This window comes from Rahnella sp. PAMC25559, from assembly GCF_050632365.1.
GTDB classification, from domain to species: domain Bacteria; phylum Pseudomonadota; class Gammaproteobacteria; order Enterobacterales; family Enterobacteriaceae; genus Rahnella; species Rahnella rivi.
Window position 1 is genome coordinate 4,337,198 of sequence record NZ_CP192543.1, and the last position, 14,300, is coordinate 4,351,497.

13 protein-coding genes are annotated in these 14,300 nt (G+C 55.2%); 4 read left to right on the forward strand and 9 right to left on the reverse strand.

From position 1 onward, the window contains the following. Nucleotides 1-200: 200 nt before the first annotated feature. Entirely contained in the window at nt 201-704 is a 504-nt protein-coding gene (locus ACQZQY_RS20970; RefSeq protein ID WP_183848001.1) for an SRPBCC domain-containing protein, read from the reverse strand. 191 nt (nt 705-895) lie between these two features. Next, nucleotides 896-1,993, reverse strand: a complete 1,098-nt coding sequence (locus ACQZQY_RS20975; RefSeq protein WP_056781401.1) for an NADH:flavin oxidoreductase/NADH oxidase — start codon at nt 1,991-1,993, stop codon at nt 896-898. A gap of 122 nt (nt 1,994-2,115) precedes the next feature. Between ACQZQY_RS20975 and ACQZQY_RS20980 the strand changes: the two genes are divergently transcribed. Together ACQZQY_RS20980 and ACQZQY_RS20985 are read left to right on the forward strand one after the other, a co-directional pair. Next, nucleotides 2,116-3,018, forward strand: coding sequence for a LysR family transcriptional regulator (locus ACQZQY_RS20980; protein ID WP_431296348.1), 903 nt, complete (start codon nt 2,116-2,118; stop codon nt 3,016-3,018). A 59-nt stretch (nt 3,019-3,077) separates the two neighbouring features. Beyond that, nucleotides 3,078-3,383, forward strand: a complete 306-nt coding sequence (locus ACQZQY_RS20985; RefSeq protein WP_056781404.1) for a SelT/SelW/SelH family protein — start codon at nt 3,078-3,080, stop codon at nt 3,381-3,383. A 51-nt stretch (nt 3,384-3,434) separates the two neighbouring features. Here the strand turns inward: ACQZQY_RS20985 and ACQZQY_RS20990 are convergent, their stop codons facing one another. From ACQZQY_RS20990 to ACQZQY_RS21015, 6 genes are all read right to left on the reverse strand, one after another. Beyond that, the gene (locus ACQZQY_RS20990) at nt 3,435-4,295 is read right to left on the reverse strand and encodes a ribokinase (RefSeq protein WP_431296349.1); all 861 of its coding nucleotides are present in this window, start codon (nt 4,293-4,295) and stop codon (nt 3,435-3,437) included. 1 nt (nt 4,296) lies between these two features. After that, on the reverse strand, nt 4,297-5,154 hold the full coding sequence (locus tag ACQZQY_RS20995; RefSeq protein ID WP_056781410.1) for a MurR/RpiR family transcriptional regulator: 858 nt from the start codon (nt 5,152-5,154) through the stop codon (nt 4,297-4,299). Beyond that, entirely contained in the window at nt 5,154-6,125 is a 972-nt protein-coding gene (locus ACQZQY_RS21000; RefSeq protein WP_056781414.1) for an ABC transporter permease, read from the reverse strand. Before ACQZQY_RS21000 ends, ACQZQY_RS20995 begins: the two co-directional genes overlap by 1 nt. Before the next feature lie 46 nt (nt 6,126-6,171). Further along, entirely contained in the window at nt 6,172-7,665 is a 1,494-nt protein-coding gene (locus tag ACQZQY_RS21005; protein WP_122097390.1) for a sugar ABC transporter ATP-binding protein, read from the reverse strand. Nucleotides 7,666-7,697: 32 nt separating this feature from the next. After that, nucleotides 7,698-8,741 carry a sugar ABC transporter substrate-binding protein gene (locus tag ACQZQY_RS21010; protein WP_414070574.1) on the reverse strand — a complete coding sequence of 348 codons (1,044 nt, stop codon included), beginning with the start codon at nt 8,739-8,741 and terminating at the stop codon, nt 7,698-7,700. Between the two features lie 94 nt (nt 8,742-8,835). After that, nucleotides 8,836-9,816 carry a TIM barrel protein gene (locus ACQZQY_RS21015; RefSeq protein ID WP_122097389.1) on the reverse strand — a complete coding sequence of 327 codons (981 nt, stop codon included), beginning with the start codon at nt 9,814-9,816 and terminating at the stop codon, nt 8,836-8,838. A 326-nt stretch (nt 9,817-10,142) separates the two neighbouring features. Here ACQZQY_RS21015 and ACQZQY_RS21020 point away from each other — a divergent pair, with 326 nt between their 5' ends. Together ACQZQY_RS21020 and ACQZQY_RS21025 are read left to right on the forward strand one after the other, a co-directional pair. After that, entirely contained in the window at nt 10,143-11,930 is a 1,788-nt protein-coding gene (locus tag ACQZQY_RS21020; RefSeq protein ID WP_431296350.1) for a methyl-accepting chemotaxis protein, read from the forward strand. A gap of 176 nt (nt 11,931-12,106) precedes the next feature. Then, nucleotides 12,107-12,889: a CatB-related O-acetyltransferase gene (locus ACQZQY_RS21025; protein ID WP_431296351.1), complete on the forward strand. Its 783-nt coding sequence runs from the start codon at nt 12,107-12,109 to the stop codon at nt 12,887-12,889. A 160-nt stretch (nt 12,890-13,049) separates the two neighbouring features. Here ACQZQY_RS21025 and ACQZQY_RS21030 read toward each other — a convergent pair whose 3' ends face one another. Beyond that, nucleotides 13,050-14,207 carry a M20 aminoacylase family protein gene (locus ACQZQY_RS21030; protein WP_431296352.1) on the reverse strand — a complete coding sequence of 386 codons (1,158 nt, stop codon included), beginning with the start codon at nt 14,205-14,207 and terminating at the stop codon, nt 13,050-13,052. Between the last annotated feature and the right edge of the window lie 93 nt (nt 14,208-14,300).

Below are 14,300 nucleotides of genomic sequence, written 5' to 3' on the forward strand. Positions count from 1 at the left end.
CGGCAGGTGCAGTTAGAAATATCTTCCATCGAATAACCGGGTTATTCCATTGTGAATTGAATCGCCAGGACGGCGTTTAGCATTATCTGATTTTCACGAGCAACACCCTGCATCTCAACCAGGGTGGGCAATTGCTGGCCGGCAGAAACTGGAGCTGACGGCCAGCCCCCACAGCACGGAAGAGGTGCTTAGCGCGCGACTTAACCGCGCGCCGCTTTAATCATCCCGTCCAGCCATTCCTGATGGCCGTTGATCATCGGATTCGGCCGCGTCACTGCGAGATCGCGTGCCGGTTTTCCATTCTGCGTTTCCTGGGTGAGGATGCGTACGCGGCCACCGGAAAGTTCTTCGATAAGCCACGCGTGATGCACGTCAAGACGGGTATCGGCGTCGCCTTCTGCCCAGCCGTGCCACGCCATGCGCGCGGGCTGGCCGTTGGCTGGCGGGACGTATTCATTCACCTGCGCTTCCACCGGAAAGCCGAAGGTGCTGAAGCGAAAACGTGCGCCGTCGCTCAGCCCCGGTCCGCTGCCGTCGTGGAACGCAATATCCGACGCATTGCTGTAATACTCCGGCCAGGCGGCGGTGTTATCGAGTTGTGCCCAGAGTTGTTCAACGGTCAGGCCGGTGATGATCATTTCGTTAGACGCGAAGTTATCGGCTTCGCCGGGGAGGTAGCCTTGCGGCCAGTTGATCGCATTCATGTGTGATTCCTTTATGTCCGGGAAACAGCCCGCAGGCTGGTGTCCACAAAGAATACGCACCGCTGAGATATTACGAAAATCATGGATCGTGATAGCCAGCATGGCTTATTTTTATATCTGGAAGGCAGATAAAAAAACAGGCAGAAGAAGACTTCTGCCTGCCGACAATGACGCGAATGTAAATTCAGCGATCAGTTAATGCTGTAACGCTCAAGCCAGTGCGCGTAAGGCGCAGGCAACACCCATGATGGATTGTCTTCGCCCAGCTCTTTCGCCAGCGCATACGGATAATGCGGGTTGGCGAGCATCGCGCGGCCAATCATCACCAGATCCATATCTTCTTCGCTGATACAGCGCTCGGCGATTTGCGCCGAAGCCACGCCCCAAGAGCTGGCCACCGGCAAACCGGCTTCTGCACGCACGCGGCGCGACACCGGCGCGAGGAAACCGGCACCCCACGGGATCTGCGCTTCCCAGGTGGAGAAACCGACGCTGACGTTCAGCATATCCAGCCCTTTCTCACGCAGAATGCGGGTCAGTTCGATAGATTCCGCCAGCGTTTCTTCGTCGCGGCCATCGTATTCAATCACGCCGAAACGCGCGGTGATAGGCAGGTTTTTCGGCCAGACGGCGTTAACGGCGTCGAAAGTCTCAATCAGGAAACGGCTGCGACCGGCGAAATCACCGCCGTATTCGTCGGTGCGGGTGTTGGAATGCACGGAGAAGAAGCTTTGCGCCAGATAGCCGTGGGCAAAGTGCAGTTCCAGCCATTCAAAACCGGCATCGCGCGCACGTTTTGCCGCGGCCACAAAATCCGCCATCACGCGCTGGATATCGGCTTTGGTCATCTCTTTCGGCACTTTTGGCAGATGTTTGCCAAACGCAACGGCGGAAGGCGCAATCGTCGCCCAGCCGCGCGGGTCGCCTTCGGCAATATGGTCGTCCCCTTCCCACGGCAGATTGGCGCTGGCTTTACGGCCTGCGTGACCGATCTGGATCCCCGGTACTGCACCGGCGGCTTTGATGGATGTGGCGATTTTCGCCAGTTCAGCGGCCTGTTCATCGTTCCAGATCCCCAGACACCCAGGGGTGATGCGGCCTTCAGGTGACACCGCCGTCGCTTCGACAATGACCAGGCTTGCGCCGCCGCGGGCGAGGGTCGCGTAATGCACCTGATGCCAGTCGTTCGGCACGCCATCAGTGGCGGAATACTGGCACATCGGCGGAACGGCAATACGGTTTTTTAAGGTGACGTCTTTCAATGTAAAAGGCGTGAAAAGTGCAGACATATATTTTCCTCGAAGGATGGGATCATTCAGCAACCAGCGTGCCGTCAAAGAGCTATAAGCAGAAGTCTGAAAATATTATAGTGCCTATTATATTTCGTTATAACTCAATCGGTGCCCTGCCCATGCGCAATCTGAAAAGTCTCGATCTGAATCTGCTAAAGACGTTCGATGCACTGCTCGACGAGCGCAGCGTGACCCGCGCCGCTGAGCGCCTTTCCCTGACGCAGCCTGCCGTGAGCAGCATGTTGACACGTCTGCGTGAAAGCTTTGATGACCCTTTATTTGTCCGTGCGCGCTACGGCATTGTGCCGACCGAGCGTGCGCTGGCGCTGGCAAAACCGGTCAAACGGGTGATGGCGGAAATTGACGCGCTGTTGCAGCCGGAAGCCTTTGTTCCCGCCGAATGCGAGATGACGTTTACGCTGGCCGCCACGGATTATGCGCTGAGCGTGATTATCGTGCCGTTCTTTTCCCTGTTGCGGCAACTTGCACCGGGCATTCATCTGTCGGTTCAGCGGGCGGAGGCGTCGAACATTCAGGAGCGGCTTGAACGCGGTGAAGTCGATCTCGCTCTGCTGACACCGGAAACCACGCCGCCCGACCTGCATATCCGCCATTTGTACGATGAGCGTTATGTTTGCACGCTGCGCAAAGGCCACCCGGCGCTGGACAAGGGAACGATTTCCCTCGGGACGTTTTGTCATTACGACCATGCGCTGGTGTCGCTGAGCGGCGAAAATTTTGCCGGAGTGACGGATACCGCGCTCCGGGCGCTCGGCAAAAAACGCAATGTGGTGTTGTCGGTGAACAGTTTTCTGGTGCTGCCGCCGGTGTTGCAAACCACGGATCTGATCGCCGTGGTGCCGGAACGGCTGGTGCGAGATGCCGCAGGGCTGGAAGTGATGCTGCCGCCGCTGGACATTCCCGGCTTTACTAAAGTCGCCGCATGGCACGAACGCTCGCATCTCTCCCCCGCGCACCAGTGGCTGAGGCAGCAACTGGCGCAGGTCTGTAGCGGGCAGTAGGATCGTGCTATTTTCAGGGCGTTACCGGCTTTTAAACATTCTCTTAAAGGGTCTGAACCATGGAAAAATTACCTGCTATCACCATCACTTACTGTTCCCAGTGCAACTGGATGCTGCGCGCCGCGTGGATGGCGCAGGAACTGCTGAATTCGTTCAGCAGCGATCTGGCGTCGGTAACGCTGGTCCCCGGCACCGGCGGCATTTACGAGATCAAAGTCGATGACGAGATTATCTGGGAGCGTAAACGTGACGGCGGCTTCCCGGATGCGGCGCCGCTCAAGCAACGCGTGCGCGACATCTGCTTCCCGGAGCGTTCACTCGGGCATGTGGATAAGAAGAAAATTGAACAGGATGGCGAGGCGTAATTCATCGGGAAGGGAAAAGGCAGGAAATGCATCCTGCCCGTTAAGCACGACTCAGGCTTTGCGTGACACGTGTTCCGCCGCTGCAAGGTTGGCTTTCGCGACAGCATCGGCCAGCGTATTTCCGTTCAGGAGTGAGGTGCACAACATGCCCATAAAGCAGTCGCCCGCGCCATGGGTACTGACCAGCGTGATTTTCTCGGCGGGCAGCGACTGGCTGGGGTTGCCCGCTTCGCTCCAGGCAACGCCATGTTCGCCCGCGGTGACCACCACGGCCGGATAGTGCTGACTGAGCCACTGCGCGGCTTCACAGGCGCCGGCTAAATCATTCACCACGATGCCGCTAAGATCGCGGGCCTCAACGCCGTTGACCACCAGCAAATCCACCGCAGCCCGCATCCCGGTGCACAGTTCACGCGCCGGAGCGGCATTTAGGCAGACGCGCACGCCGCGCCGCTTCGCCTCTCTCGCCGCGTTCAGGTTGACCGCTTCCGGCACTTCATTTTGCAGCAGCAACATGTCCACCTGCTGCCACAGAACATCATGGCTGAACTGCGCCGGGTCGATCAGGTTGTTGGCGTTGGACACCACCACCGCGCCGTAATCGCCTTCGGCATCCATCAGCGCGACGCTCATGCCGGACGGAACGGCGTCAGTGACCGCGATACCCGCCGTATCAACGCCGTGCTCATGAAGTACGCCGCGCAGGAATTCTCCCTGCGCATCCGCTCCGACCGCACCGGCAAAACTGACCTGTGCGCCCGCTTTCGCGGCAGAAACGGCCTGATTGCCGCCCTTACCGCCGAATTTGTACGAACAGCCGCTGCCGATCACCGTCTCGCCTTTTTCAGGGCGGTGATGCGCGTGGATCACGATGTCGTAATGGAGGCTGCCCGTGACTAAAATTTTACCCATTCTAGTATTCCCGAAGGTCCTGAACCGCCTGCTGGGTTTTCATCAGGTTCTTTTCCGCTGTCTTCAGATCCTTCTGTGCGATCGCCACGAATAAGGCATCCAGAATATTTAACTGGGCGATGCGCGACGCGGCGTTTTCCCCGAGCAAGTGCGATCCCTGAGAGGTTGAATTGAGAACCACATGCGCATTGCGCGCAATAGGCGACTCGGCATAATTGGTGATGGCGATAACTTTGGCACCGTTGCGCGCCGCCAGTTTGATCGGATCATTCACCGCGCGGGTCGCGCCGGAATGACTGATCGCCACCACCGCATCATCGTCCGATAAGACGGCGGCTGACATCAGCATAATATGAGCATCATCGTAGACCGTCGTTTTGATCCCTATTTTCAGGAGCTTGTGCGACAAATCTCGTGCCACGGCGGCAGAACCGCCAACGGCATATAAATCGATGTGCCTGGCTTTAAAAAGAATGTCAGCGGCACGGTTAAATTCAGAAATATCGACAATCGATAATGTTTCTTCGATAGCCTGAATAGAGGTTCTGAATACTTTTTCAAGTAATTGCTCCGACGAATCTCCCGGTTCAATTTCAGCATGTAAATTTGCCACTTCAGAATAGTTGTAATAAATTAAACTGCTTCTGAAATCTCTGAACCCTGAAAAGTTTAATTTTTTCGTCAGTTTTACAACCATCGCCTCAGACACATTATTTTCCAGCGCAATTTCTTTTAAAGACGTGTGCTCGGTAAAATCGGTTTTAGACGTAATTGATTCGACGACTTTTCTTTCCAGTGGCGTCAGATGTGGCAATTTCATACGAATTTGAGCACCAATAGCTCGCGGATCCTGATTCATTACTTGCCTCGTGTCGCCCGGTCAATCAACATCGCTATGATAATTATAAGGCCAGTAGCAAGCAATTGATAAAACGCCTGAATATTCAGAAGTGTCAGGCCATTACGTAATGAACCCAAAATAACCGCGCCAATCAGCGTACCGATCACACTGCCTTTGCCGCCCATCAGCGAAGCCCCGCCAATGGCCGCCGCGGCAATGGCATCAAGCTCCCACAAATTCCCCATCGTCGGCTCGGCAGCGCCCAGCCGGCCAATCAGGATAAGCGAAGCCAGCGAGGCTAACACGCCGGAGATCACAAAGACCGTCACCTTGGTTCTTTTGACCGGGACACCGGCCACGCGCGCCGCTTCTTCGTTACCGCCCACCGCCAGAATGTATTCGCCGAGCGGGGTTTTATTCATCACTACCCACAATATAGCGGCAATGGCGATGACGATAACAATCGGTGCCGGAACGCCGAAGACCGTGCTGTTGATGACGGTGCGAAACTCCATCGGAATGCCGAAAATCGGGTTGCCGTTGGTGAAAATCAGCGCCAGGGCGCGGAATAACGACAGGCCGCCGAGGGTGACGATGAAAGGTTGCAAACCGGCGTAGGCCACTAACATCCCGCTGAACACGCCGCACAATGCGCCGACGCCGAGCGTCGCCATAATGGCCAGCGGAATGGGCACGCCGGACACCATCAGCGTCGCACCGAGCACCGCAGAAAGCGCCGCGGTTGGCCCGACGGAGAGATCGATACCGCCGGAAATAATCACCAGCGTCATTCCCAGCGCAATAATGCCGTTGATGGAAGACTGCTGCAAAATATTCAATAAATTAGGCACGGTAAAAAATACCGGCGATAAAAAAGAGAAGGTGATCACAATGATTAATAAACCAATCAGCGTTCCGGCATCGCGTACGTTGAATTTAAATAATGCCGAAGAAAAAACCTTGGGCTGAACATTACCTTGAGTCGTCATAATAATGGCCTTCAATAAATAGGGAGGTGACAGACTTTATCAACACTTAATTCAGATCGCTTATTGCATAACGGGCGATATTTTCTTCCGTGATCTCGTCGCCGTTAAGTTCTTTTGTAATTTTCCCTTCACGCATCACCAGGACTCTGTCCGAAATTCGCATAATTTCCGGCATTTCAGAGGAGACAACCACAATGGCTTTTCCCTGCTGCGCCAGTTTTTCGATCAAATTATAAATTTCAGACTTGGCACCAATATCAATTCCCCGTGTTGGCTCGTCAAAAAGAAACACTTTATTATCTGCGGCCACCCAACGTCCGATAATCACTTTTTGCTGATTACCGCCACTGAGCGTACCGATAGGTTTTTCAATATTCAGCGGACGCAGGCGCAGATCGGTCATGACCTCCAGCGCGGTCTGATCCAGCTGATGTCTTTTCAGCAATCCGAAACGGGTGAAACGCCCCATTGACGGCAATGCCATGTTCATTTTCACCGCGCGTTCTTTGATGATGCCTTCTTTTTTACGATCTTCCGGCACCAGGCCGATCCCGGCGCGTATGGCGGCGCTGACGTTGTGATTTTTAACGGCAACGCCGTCGACCTCAATACTGCCGCCGGTTTTCGCGTCGATCCCGGCGATCAGTTTGAGCAACTCGGTACGCCCTGACCCGACCAGCCCGGCGATACCCAGCACTTCCCCCGCGTTGACGCTGAAACTCGCCGACCGCACCGCGCTGTCACGGCTGAGCCCCTCGACGCGCAGCACTTCACGTTGCGTCGCGTGCGAATGATGCTGCACTTTTTCGATTTTGCGCCCGACCATTTTTGTGACGATGGTTTCTTCCGTTTCATCGCAGATATTCACCACGCCGACCTGTTTGCCATCACGTAAAATCGTCGCGCGGTCGCAGACTTTGAAGATTTCGTTCATTTTGTGCGAGACGTAAATCAGCGCCACGTTCATTGATTTCAGATCCGAAATCAGTTCAGCCAGTCGCTCGAATTCAGTGGGCGTCAGGCTGGAAGTCGGCTCGTCCATCGCAATGATTTTGGCTTCATCCAGCAGCGCGCGGCCAATTTCGACAATCTGCTGCTGCGACACTTTCAGGTTTTTGATCGGCTCATCCGGATCGATGCTCGGATCAAGACGGCGCAAAATCGACACCGCCCTTTTGTACTGCGCCTGCTTATCGACAAACAGCCCTTTGAACCGCGTTAAAGGCCGCCCGAGGAACATATTCTGGGCCACGGAGAGTTCAGGAACGTGCTGCAACTCCTGATGGATCATCGCGATACCGGCATGGCGGGCGGAAAGCGGGTTCTTCATCTGAATCACCTGCCCGTCCACCAGGATCTCGCCGGAATCTGCCGCACGCACGCCTGACAGAATATTCAGCAACGTCGATTTCCCCGCACCGTTTTCACCGATCAGCGCGTGAACTTCACCCGGCCTGACCGAGAAATCGACATTCTGCACCGCCGCCACGCCGCTGTAGCTTTTGCTGATGCCACGCATCGTCAAACTGTACTGTTCCATAAACTCTCCCGACCCGTTTTCAGACGCCTGACTTATTTTTGCTGTGCCAGCAGCTGGCGCAGTTTGATGTTGTCTTTGGTAGAGAAGGCATCAACGTTGTCTTTGGTGATTAACGCCTGCGGCGTAGACACCACGCGGGAGATTTTCTGGCCGCTGATAAGACGCAGCACCACTTCCATCGCCACCTGACCGGTCAGCACCGGGAAGCTGTCCACGGTACCGGTCAGCTCGCCGCGTTTAATCGACGCATAGGCATCAGAAATCCCGTCGGTGCCAAATACGGCGACCTGTTTGGATTTTCCGGCAGCGGCCACCGCCTCGACCACCCCGAGCGCCATGCCGTCATTGTTGGCGTAGAAACCAATTAAATCAGGATGTTGTTGCAAAATGGTGGCGGCAGCGTTGTAGGCATTCTCGCGGCTCCAGTTGGCAGGCACGCTGGCCACCACGGTGAATTTTCCGCCGGGCTGGAGGGTTTCTTTAAAGCCGCGCGTACGCTGAGCGGCGGCGTATACGCCAGGCTGCCCTTCGATGACGGCCACTTTCCCGCCTTCTGGATGTTGTTTGATAAACCAGTTGGCGACGCGCACGCCGTTATCCTTTTGCACATTACCGACGTAATGTTCGGCATTAGGCATAACCGCATCGTTGACGTTAACCACCGCGATGCCTTTGCTTTTGGCGGATTCATACGCCGGTTGCAGGTTGGCATCGGTTTGCGGAGAAACCAGCAGGCCGTTGAAGCCCTGCGAGATCAGCGTTTCAGCGATAGACAGCTGACCGAGCTGATCGTCTTCGTTAGCGGCGGCCTGATATTCGACGGTAAACCCGTATTGCTTCGCCGCGTTTTTGTAGCCTTCGCCCAGCGAGCGCCAGTATTCGTTGGTCAGCGTTTTAGACACGCCACCAATTTTCAGGTTTTTATCTACCGCCGGCATCGGGCCGTATTTAACGCCGAGCTGCGTCCAGTCAGTGCGATCGGGCTCGGTGTCGGACTGTAACGGCGCTAAATCTGCGGCGTAAACGCTGGTGCAAAGCAGTGTAGAGGTGAGTACAGACAGTAAGAGTTTTTTCATTATCTGACCTTCGGTTGTTATTTTTATGGTTGTCACAGCGAAGCGCTGTGGCGGGTACTTTTGCTTTCCGGCTGGTTTGGATTCAATAAATCTTTTACTGCGCCAGCATCACGTCGTTGACGATCTGCTGTGAGGCAACGGCGTCCTGCCTGCTGATGGCATCATTCAGCGCCGGATTGTTTTCGAGTTTTTCGCACAGTTTCAGTAAACGGATCACCGTGGCGATATTGGTTTCCGCTTCGCGTACCGGATCCAGACCGCTGGCGTCCGGGAAGGTATCGAAGTAATACGCGCCTTTATAACCGTCGCGTTTCATCTGCAGCAGAAACTCCAGCGTGGCGCGCGGGTTGACCGAGCCGACCATCAGGCCGTCGTCGCGTTTTCCCCAGCCGTCGTTGAGATCAAGCCCCAGCAGGCGTGAACGGCGTGCCACCATGGCGGCGGCGAATGCCGGAATTTCGTTGGCAAATAACACGTGCGCGAAATCCAGCGTAATGCCTAAGTTCTTGCAACCGGCCTCTTCAACGGCCAGCAGGCAGGTCGTGGCATTCGGGAAAATGCTGTAAGCCCGCGGTTCGTTGGGTTTGTACTCAATGCTGACGTCGATGTCCGGGGCATATTCCGCCACTTCGCGCACCGCGCCGACCGCGTCTTCCCACATTTTTTTGTAATCGGCCTGGAAGCAGTAATCAAAACCGTCCTGCCCCATCCACAACGTCATGATGCTGGCACCGAATTCGCGCCCGGCGTCGATGCCGCGTTTGGTGAGTTCAATCGCCTGACGGCGGATCTTAGGGTCCGGGTGGGTGAATGCGCCGATTTTGAATTGCGGAGCATCCCAGCGCATCTGCATCCCGTTCACCGCCAGCCCGACTTCCTCGATTTTCTGACGCATCGTCTTGATATCATCGGTCATATGCTGCGGATAGTTGAGGTCCAGATGCGTCAATCCTTTAACCGTAGCTGCACGTTCGATCATTTGCAGCACTGAAGGTTTGCCTTTCAGTTCCGGCCAGTAAAGATAAGCCCCCGAGGCAAACGAGTTCAGACGTGTGGCAAATTTAAGTTCTGACATGGGGTGTCCTTTAAAATCGATTCGTAATGTACTTTCCTGCTTCACATTATTTCGTAAAGTAGTGCATTACTATCATCAGGCGAAAAAAGCCGCAAGATCCCCTGCCGGATTTGTGATCAGATTTGAGAGGTGATTCACGAAATAGATGAACAATATGGCTTCGGCATACGCGGACAGGGAATGACTCTGAATACGGCAGCTTTCCCCGCTGAAATAGCAGGAAGGTGTTGCTGCGCCCTACAAACGCCCGTTTTTTGTGACCTGCTTCAAGTTTCTCCGTTTACTGTCGATACCCAGATCTTAAGATTCCTTTCAGGGAAATGCCCATGCTTAAGACCCTTCGTTCGCGCATCATCGTGGCCTGCATCTCGATTGTGATTTGCTCGCTGGCTATCAATACGTTCCTCAGTTACACCGTCGCCAATAAATACAACAGTCAGGCGACAGACAGCACGCTGAACGCGCTGACATCAAGCCATACGCAAGGGATCAGCGAATGGGTCAGCGCCAAAACGCAGATGATTGTTTCACTGCAACCCGTGGCGCTGACGGCGGACCCGATACCGGTGATGAAGCAGATCGCAACGGCGGGAAACTTCGCCAACGTCTACGTCGGCTACGCCAATAAAACCGCCAAATTCTCCGATCCGACCGGCGTACCCGCCGATTACGATCCAACAGGCCGCCCCTGGTACAAACAGGCCGAAAGCGCCGGACATCCGGTGGTCACCCCGCCGTACATCGATGCGGGCACCGGCAATCTGGTGGTGACTTTCGCAGTGCCGGTGATGGAAAACGGCGCGCTGAAAGCGATTGTGGCGGGGGACGTTTCCATGGACAGCGTGGTCAATAACGTCAATACCATTCACCCGACGCCGGAAAGCTTCGGCATGCTGGTGGACAGTGCCGGCACCATCATCGCGCATCCCGATGCAAAACTGGCGCTGAAACCCTTCACTTCCCTGGCGGAAGGCGTGGACCTGCCACGACTGTTTGCCGCCAGCGCGCCGTCGGATATTCACATGAACAAGGCGGTAAAACGCGTCCGCGCCCTGCCGGTTGCAGGTACGGACTGGTTTACGCTGGTCATTGAAGACAAGAAAGAATCGACGGCGGGCATGCGATCCCTGCTGACCTCCTCGGTGATTGCGCTGATAGTGATTGTGCTGCTGTCGGCGGCGGTTATTGGCCTTATCATCACCAAAGCGTTTCGTCGCCTGTCTGCCGTGCGCGATACGCTCAACGCCATCAGCTCCGGCGAAGACGATCTGACGCAGCGCTTACCGACCGACGGGCATGACGAAGTCACGCAAATTGCACATGCGTTTAATACCTTCGTCGATAAGCTCAGCAAGGTGATGGCTGAAATCCGCACCACCAGCGAATCGGTGAAAGTGGCAGCGGATGAAATTGCGGCCGGAAATAACGATCTGTCCGGCAGAACGGAATCCGCAGCGGCCAGCCTGCAACAGACGGCGGCGTCACTTGAGCAGATCACCGCGACCGTCTCACAGTCCGCCAGTTCGGCCAGACAGGCCAGCGAGACGGCGAAATCGGCATCGGAAGCGGCGTCACGCGGTGACATCGTGGTGAACAAAGTCATGACGACAATGGAGAGCATTGAAAGCGCATCATCGAAAATCGGTGACATCACCGGGGTTATCGACGGCATCGCTTTCCAGACCAATATTCTGGCGCTCAACGCGGCGGTGGAAGCCGCACGGGCAGGCGAACAGGGGCGCGGTTTTGCCGTGGTCGCCAGTGAAGTGCGCAGCCTGGCACAGCGCAGCGCGCAGGCAGCGAAAGAGATCAAAGGGCTGATCGAATCCACCGTCAGCAGCGTGGCGTCCGGTTCTGCGCAGGTTCGTCTGGCAAGCAGCAGCATGAGCGAAATTGTCAGCAACGTGTCTAACGTCAGCAGCGTGATGCTCGACATCACCCATGCCTCCGAAGAACAGATGCAGAGTATTCACGAGATTAACCGCGCCATCACACAACTGGACGGCATGGTGCAGCAGAACGCCGCGATGGTTCAGGAATCTGCCGGTGCCGCCTCAGCCTTGCAGCAACAGGCAACCGGACTGGCGGTCGCGGTCGGGCATTTCAGGGTCTGATCACCCCGCCTGACTGAAACGTCCATCACCGCCCCCGGACCTCATCCTCCGGGGGCTTTCCCTCTCCGCGCTCCTCAGGTTATTCCCGCCGGCCTCAGATTTGGGTTATGTCTGTTTTATGCTAGGATTATGTCAGGAATATATAAAAACAGCGTCTAACCTTTGAGGAATAAGGAATGAAGTACCCCATTGAGTTTCGATGGACTCAAAAACATGAGGATTATTGTTTACAACATAAGGTCCATCTTAAATTCCCGGAAATGGTGGAAGGGATATATAAAAAGAGAAATATATTCCTTTTTAAAAAAGGGGAGAAAATAAAATTTAACGCGGATGTTTGGGTCGAAGAATATGCCGCCATGCCGCGGAAAAGTTTCTGTTCGATGGGCGCCTATTCCTACGCGTGCAGTAAATTACCTAATAACCTCACCACCGGGCGATTTTGCAGCCTGGCAGCAGGCGTGCGGATTATGGGGCCACAACACCCCATACACCGGTTTACGACCAGTCCGCTGACGTATCATGATTTCTTCTCGAAGGTGGCGCAGGAGCAATTCGGAGAAACGCTGAACATTGCGGGGTTCGACTATATGCCGCCCGCGACGGTATTAGGCCATGATGTCTGGGTGGGGGAACACGCCGTATTAAAAGGCGGCATCACTATCGGTAATGGCGCCATCGTTGCGGCCAATGCAGTGGTCACCGGCGATGTGCCGCCTTACGCCATCGTCGGCGGCATTCCGGCTAAGATTATTAAATACCGCTTTGCGCCAGACATCATCGAGCGCCTTCAGGCAATGGAATGGTGGGATTATAAAATAACCGATCTGCCGGATGTCACCCAGTGCGATGACATTCTTTATTTCATCCAACAGATGGAAGAAAAAATAGCCCGTGGTGAAATAAGTAAACATCAGTATAAAATCATGAATATCGCGCAGGAACTGGCGAGGCTATAAAAACAGCAAGACTTTCATTACTTCAGTTTCAGACCTGTCAACAAAGCCGGTGATTTTTAATCCCTCAATCCCGGCTTCTCAACATCATTTTGCGTACGTTAAAAGTCCGGCCACTAGCCTTGCCGAAGGATTGCCCGTTCTTATGAACCGGCAACCGGCTTCAGGCTTTAAGTTCCCGTTCCACCAGAGTCGTCAGCACGCTGATACCCAGAGGAATGATGTCGTCGTTAAAATCATAACGCGGGCTGTGCAGCGAAGCGGAAGGCGTGGCGCCATCGGCGCCCAGCCAGAAGTAGGCGCCCGGACAGGCTTCGAGCAAATAGGCAAAATCTTCAGCGGCCATCGACGGGGCATTGTTGAAATGCACCTGGGTAATGCCCGGCGTGTTTTCAGCCGCATCGCGTAAAATCACCGCCTGCGCCGGATGGTTTTGCGTGACCGGATAACCAAACTCCCAGCGCACCTCACCTTTCACACCGTATGGCTGCGGCACGGCGTTGACGTATTCTTCGATCAACCGCCAGCAGGTTTCGCGCGTCGCGCGGCTCAGGCAGCGCAGCGTGCCGGACATGTGCAATGTTTCGGGAATGACGTTGATGGCTTCGCCCGCCTGAAGCTGCGTCAGGCTGATCACCGTCTGTTCCAGCGGCGACAGACGACGTGAAATCAGACTTTGCAGTGAGAGGATAAGCTGAGCGCCCGCCACTACCGGATCGGCCCCCAGTTCAGGCATCGCCGCGTGACAGCCCTTTCCGGTCAGCGTGATGTAGAAGTTATCCTGCGAGGCCATCATCGGTCCCTGACTGACCGCGACTTCCCCGACCGGCAATCCCGGCCAGTTGTGCAGCGCATAAACCGCCTGCATCGGAAAACGTTCAAACAGCCCTTCTTTCACCATCATCTCTCCGCCGCCGACGTTCTCTTCCGCGGGCTGAAAAATGAAATGTACGGTGCCGCGAAAATGCCGGTTTTCACTCAAATGGCGCGCCGCGCCGAGCAAAATAGCGGTATGACCATCGTGGCCGCAGGCGTGCATCAGTCCGGGGTTTTGCGAGATGTGTTCGAAATCGTTCAGTTCCTGAATCGGCAAGGCATCAATGTCGGCACGCAAACCAATGGACGGACCTTCGCCGTTGCGCAGCGTCGCCACAATGCCGGTTTCGGCAATTCCGGTGTGCACATCAAGGCCGAACGACAGCAACAATTCGCTGATGATTTTCGACGTGCCGTACTCTTTCAGACCAAGCTCCGGGCGGGTATGGAAATCCCTGCGCCAGATTTTCGCCTGTTCAATAATTTCTGGGGAAATGACTGCCATAGATCCTCTGTACTGACCTGAATTCATGCCGTTGAGATTCGCTCATCAGCCATTTGCTGGTTCAAAGTATCACATTCGCGGGCGAACGCAGAA

Coding starts and splice junctions, on each gene's coding strand:
- ACQZQY_RS21000 (WP_056781414.1), bottom strand. CDS start 6,125: ATGACGACTCAAGGTAATGTTCAGCCCAAGGTTTTTTCTTCGGCATTA.
- ACQZQY_RS20970 (WP_183848001.1), bottom strand. CDS start 704: ATGAATGCGATCAACTGGCCGCAAGGCTACCTCCCCGGCGAAGCCGAT.
- ACQZQY_RS21015 (WP_122097389.1), bottom strand. CDS start 9,816: ATGTCAGAACTTAAATTTGCCACACGTCTGAACTCGTTTGCCTCGGGG.
- ACQZQY_RS20980 (WP_431296348.1), top strand. CDS start 2,116: ATGCGCAATCTGAAAAGTCTCGATCTGAATCTGCTAAAGACGTTCGAT.
- ACQZQY_RS21020 (WP_431296350.1), top strand. CDS start 10,143: ATGCTTAAGACCCTTCGTTCGCGCATCATCGTGGCCTGCATCTCGATT.
- ACQZQY_RS21010 (WP_414070574.1), bottom strand. CDS start 8,741: ATGAAAAAACTCTTACTGTCTGTACTCACCTCTACACTGCTTTGCACC.
- ACQZQY_RS20985 (WP_056781404.1), top strand. CDS start 3,078: ATGGAAAAATTACCTGCTATCACCATCACTTACTGTTCCCAGTGCAAC.
- ACQZQY_RS21005 (WP_122097390.1), bottom strand. CDS start 7,665: ATGGAACAGTACAGTTTGACGATGCGTGGCATCAGCAAAAGCTACAGC.
- ACQZQY_RS21030 (WP_431296352.1), bottom strand. CDS start 14,207: ATGGCAGTCATTTCCCCAGAAATTATTGAACAGGCGAAAATCTGGCGC.
- ACQZQY_RS20995 (WP_056781410.1), bottom strand. CDS start 5,154: ATGAATCAGGATCCGCGAGCTATTGGTGCTCAAATTCGTATGAAATTG.
- ACQZQY_RS20975 (WP_056781401.1), bottom strand. CDS start 1,993: ATGTCTGCACTTTTCACGCCTTTTACATTGAAAGACGTCACCTTAAAA.
- ACQZQY_RS20990 (WP_431296349.1), bottom strand. CDS start 4,295: ATGGGTAAAATTTTAGTCACGGGCAGCCTCCATTACGACATCGTGATC.
- ACQZQY_RS21025 (WP_431296351.1), top strand. CDS start 12,107: ATGAAGTACCCCATTGAGTTTCGATGGACTCAAAAACATGAGGATTAT.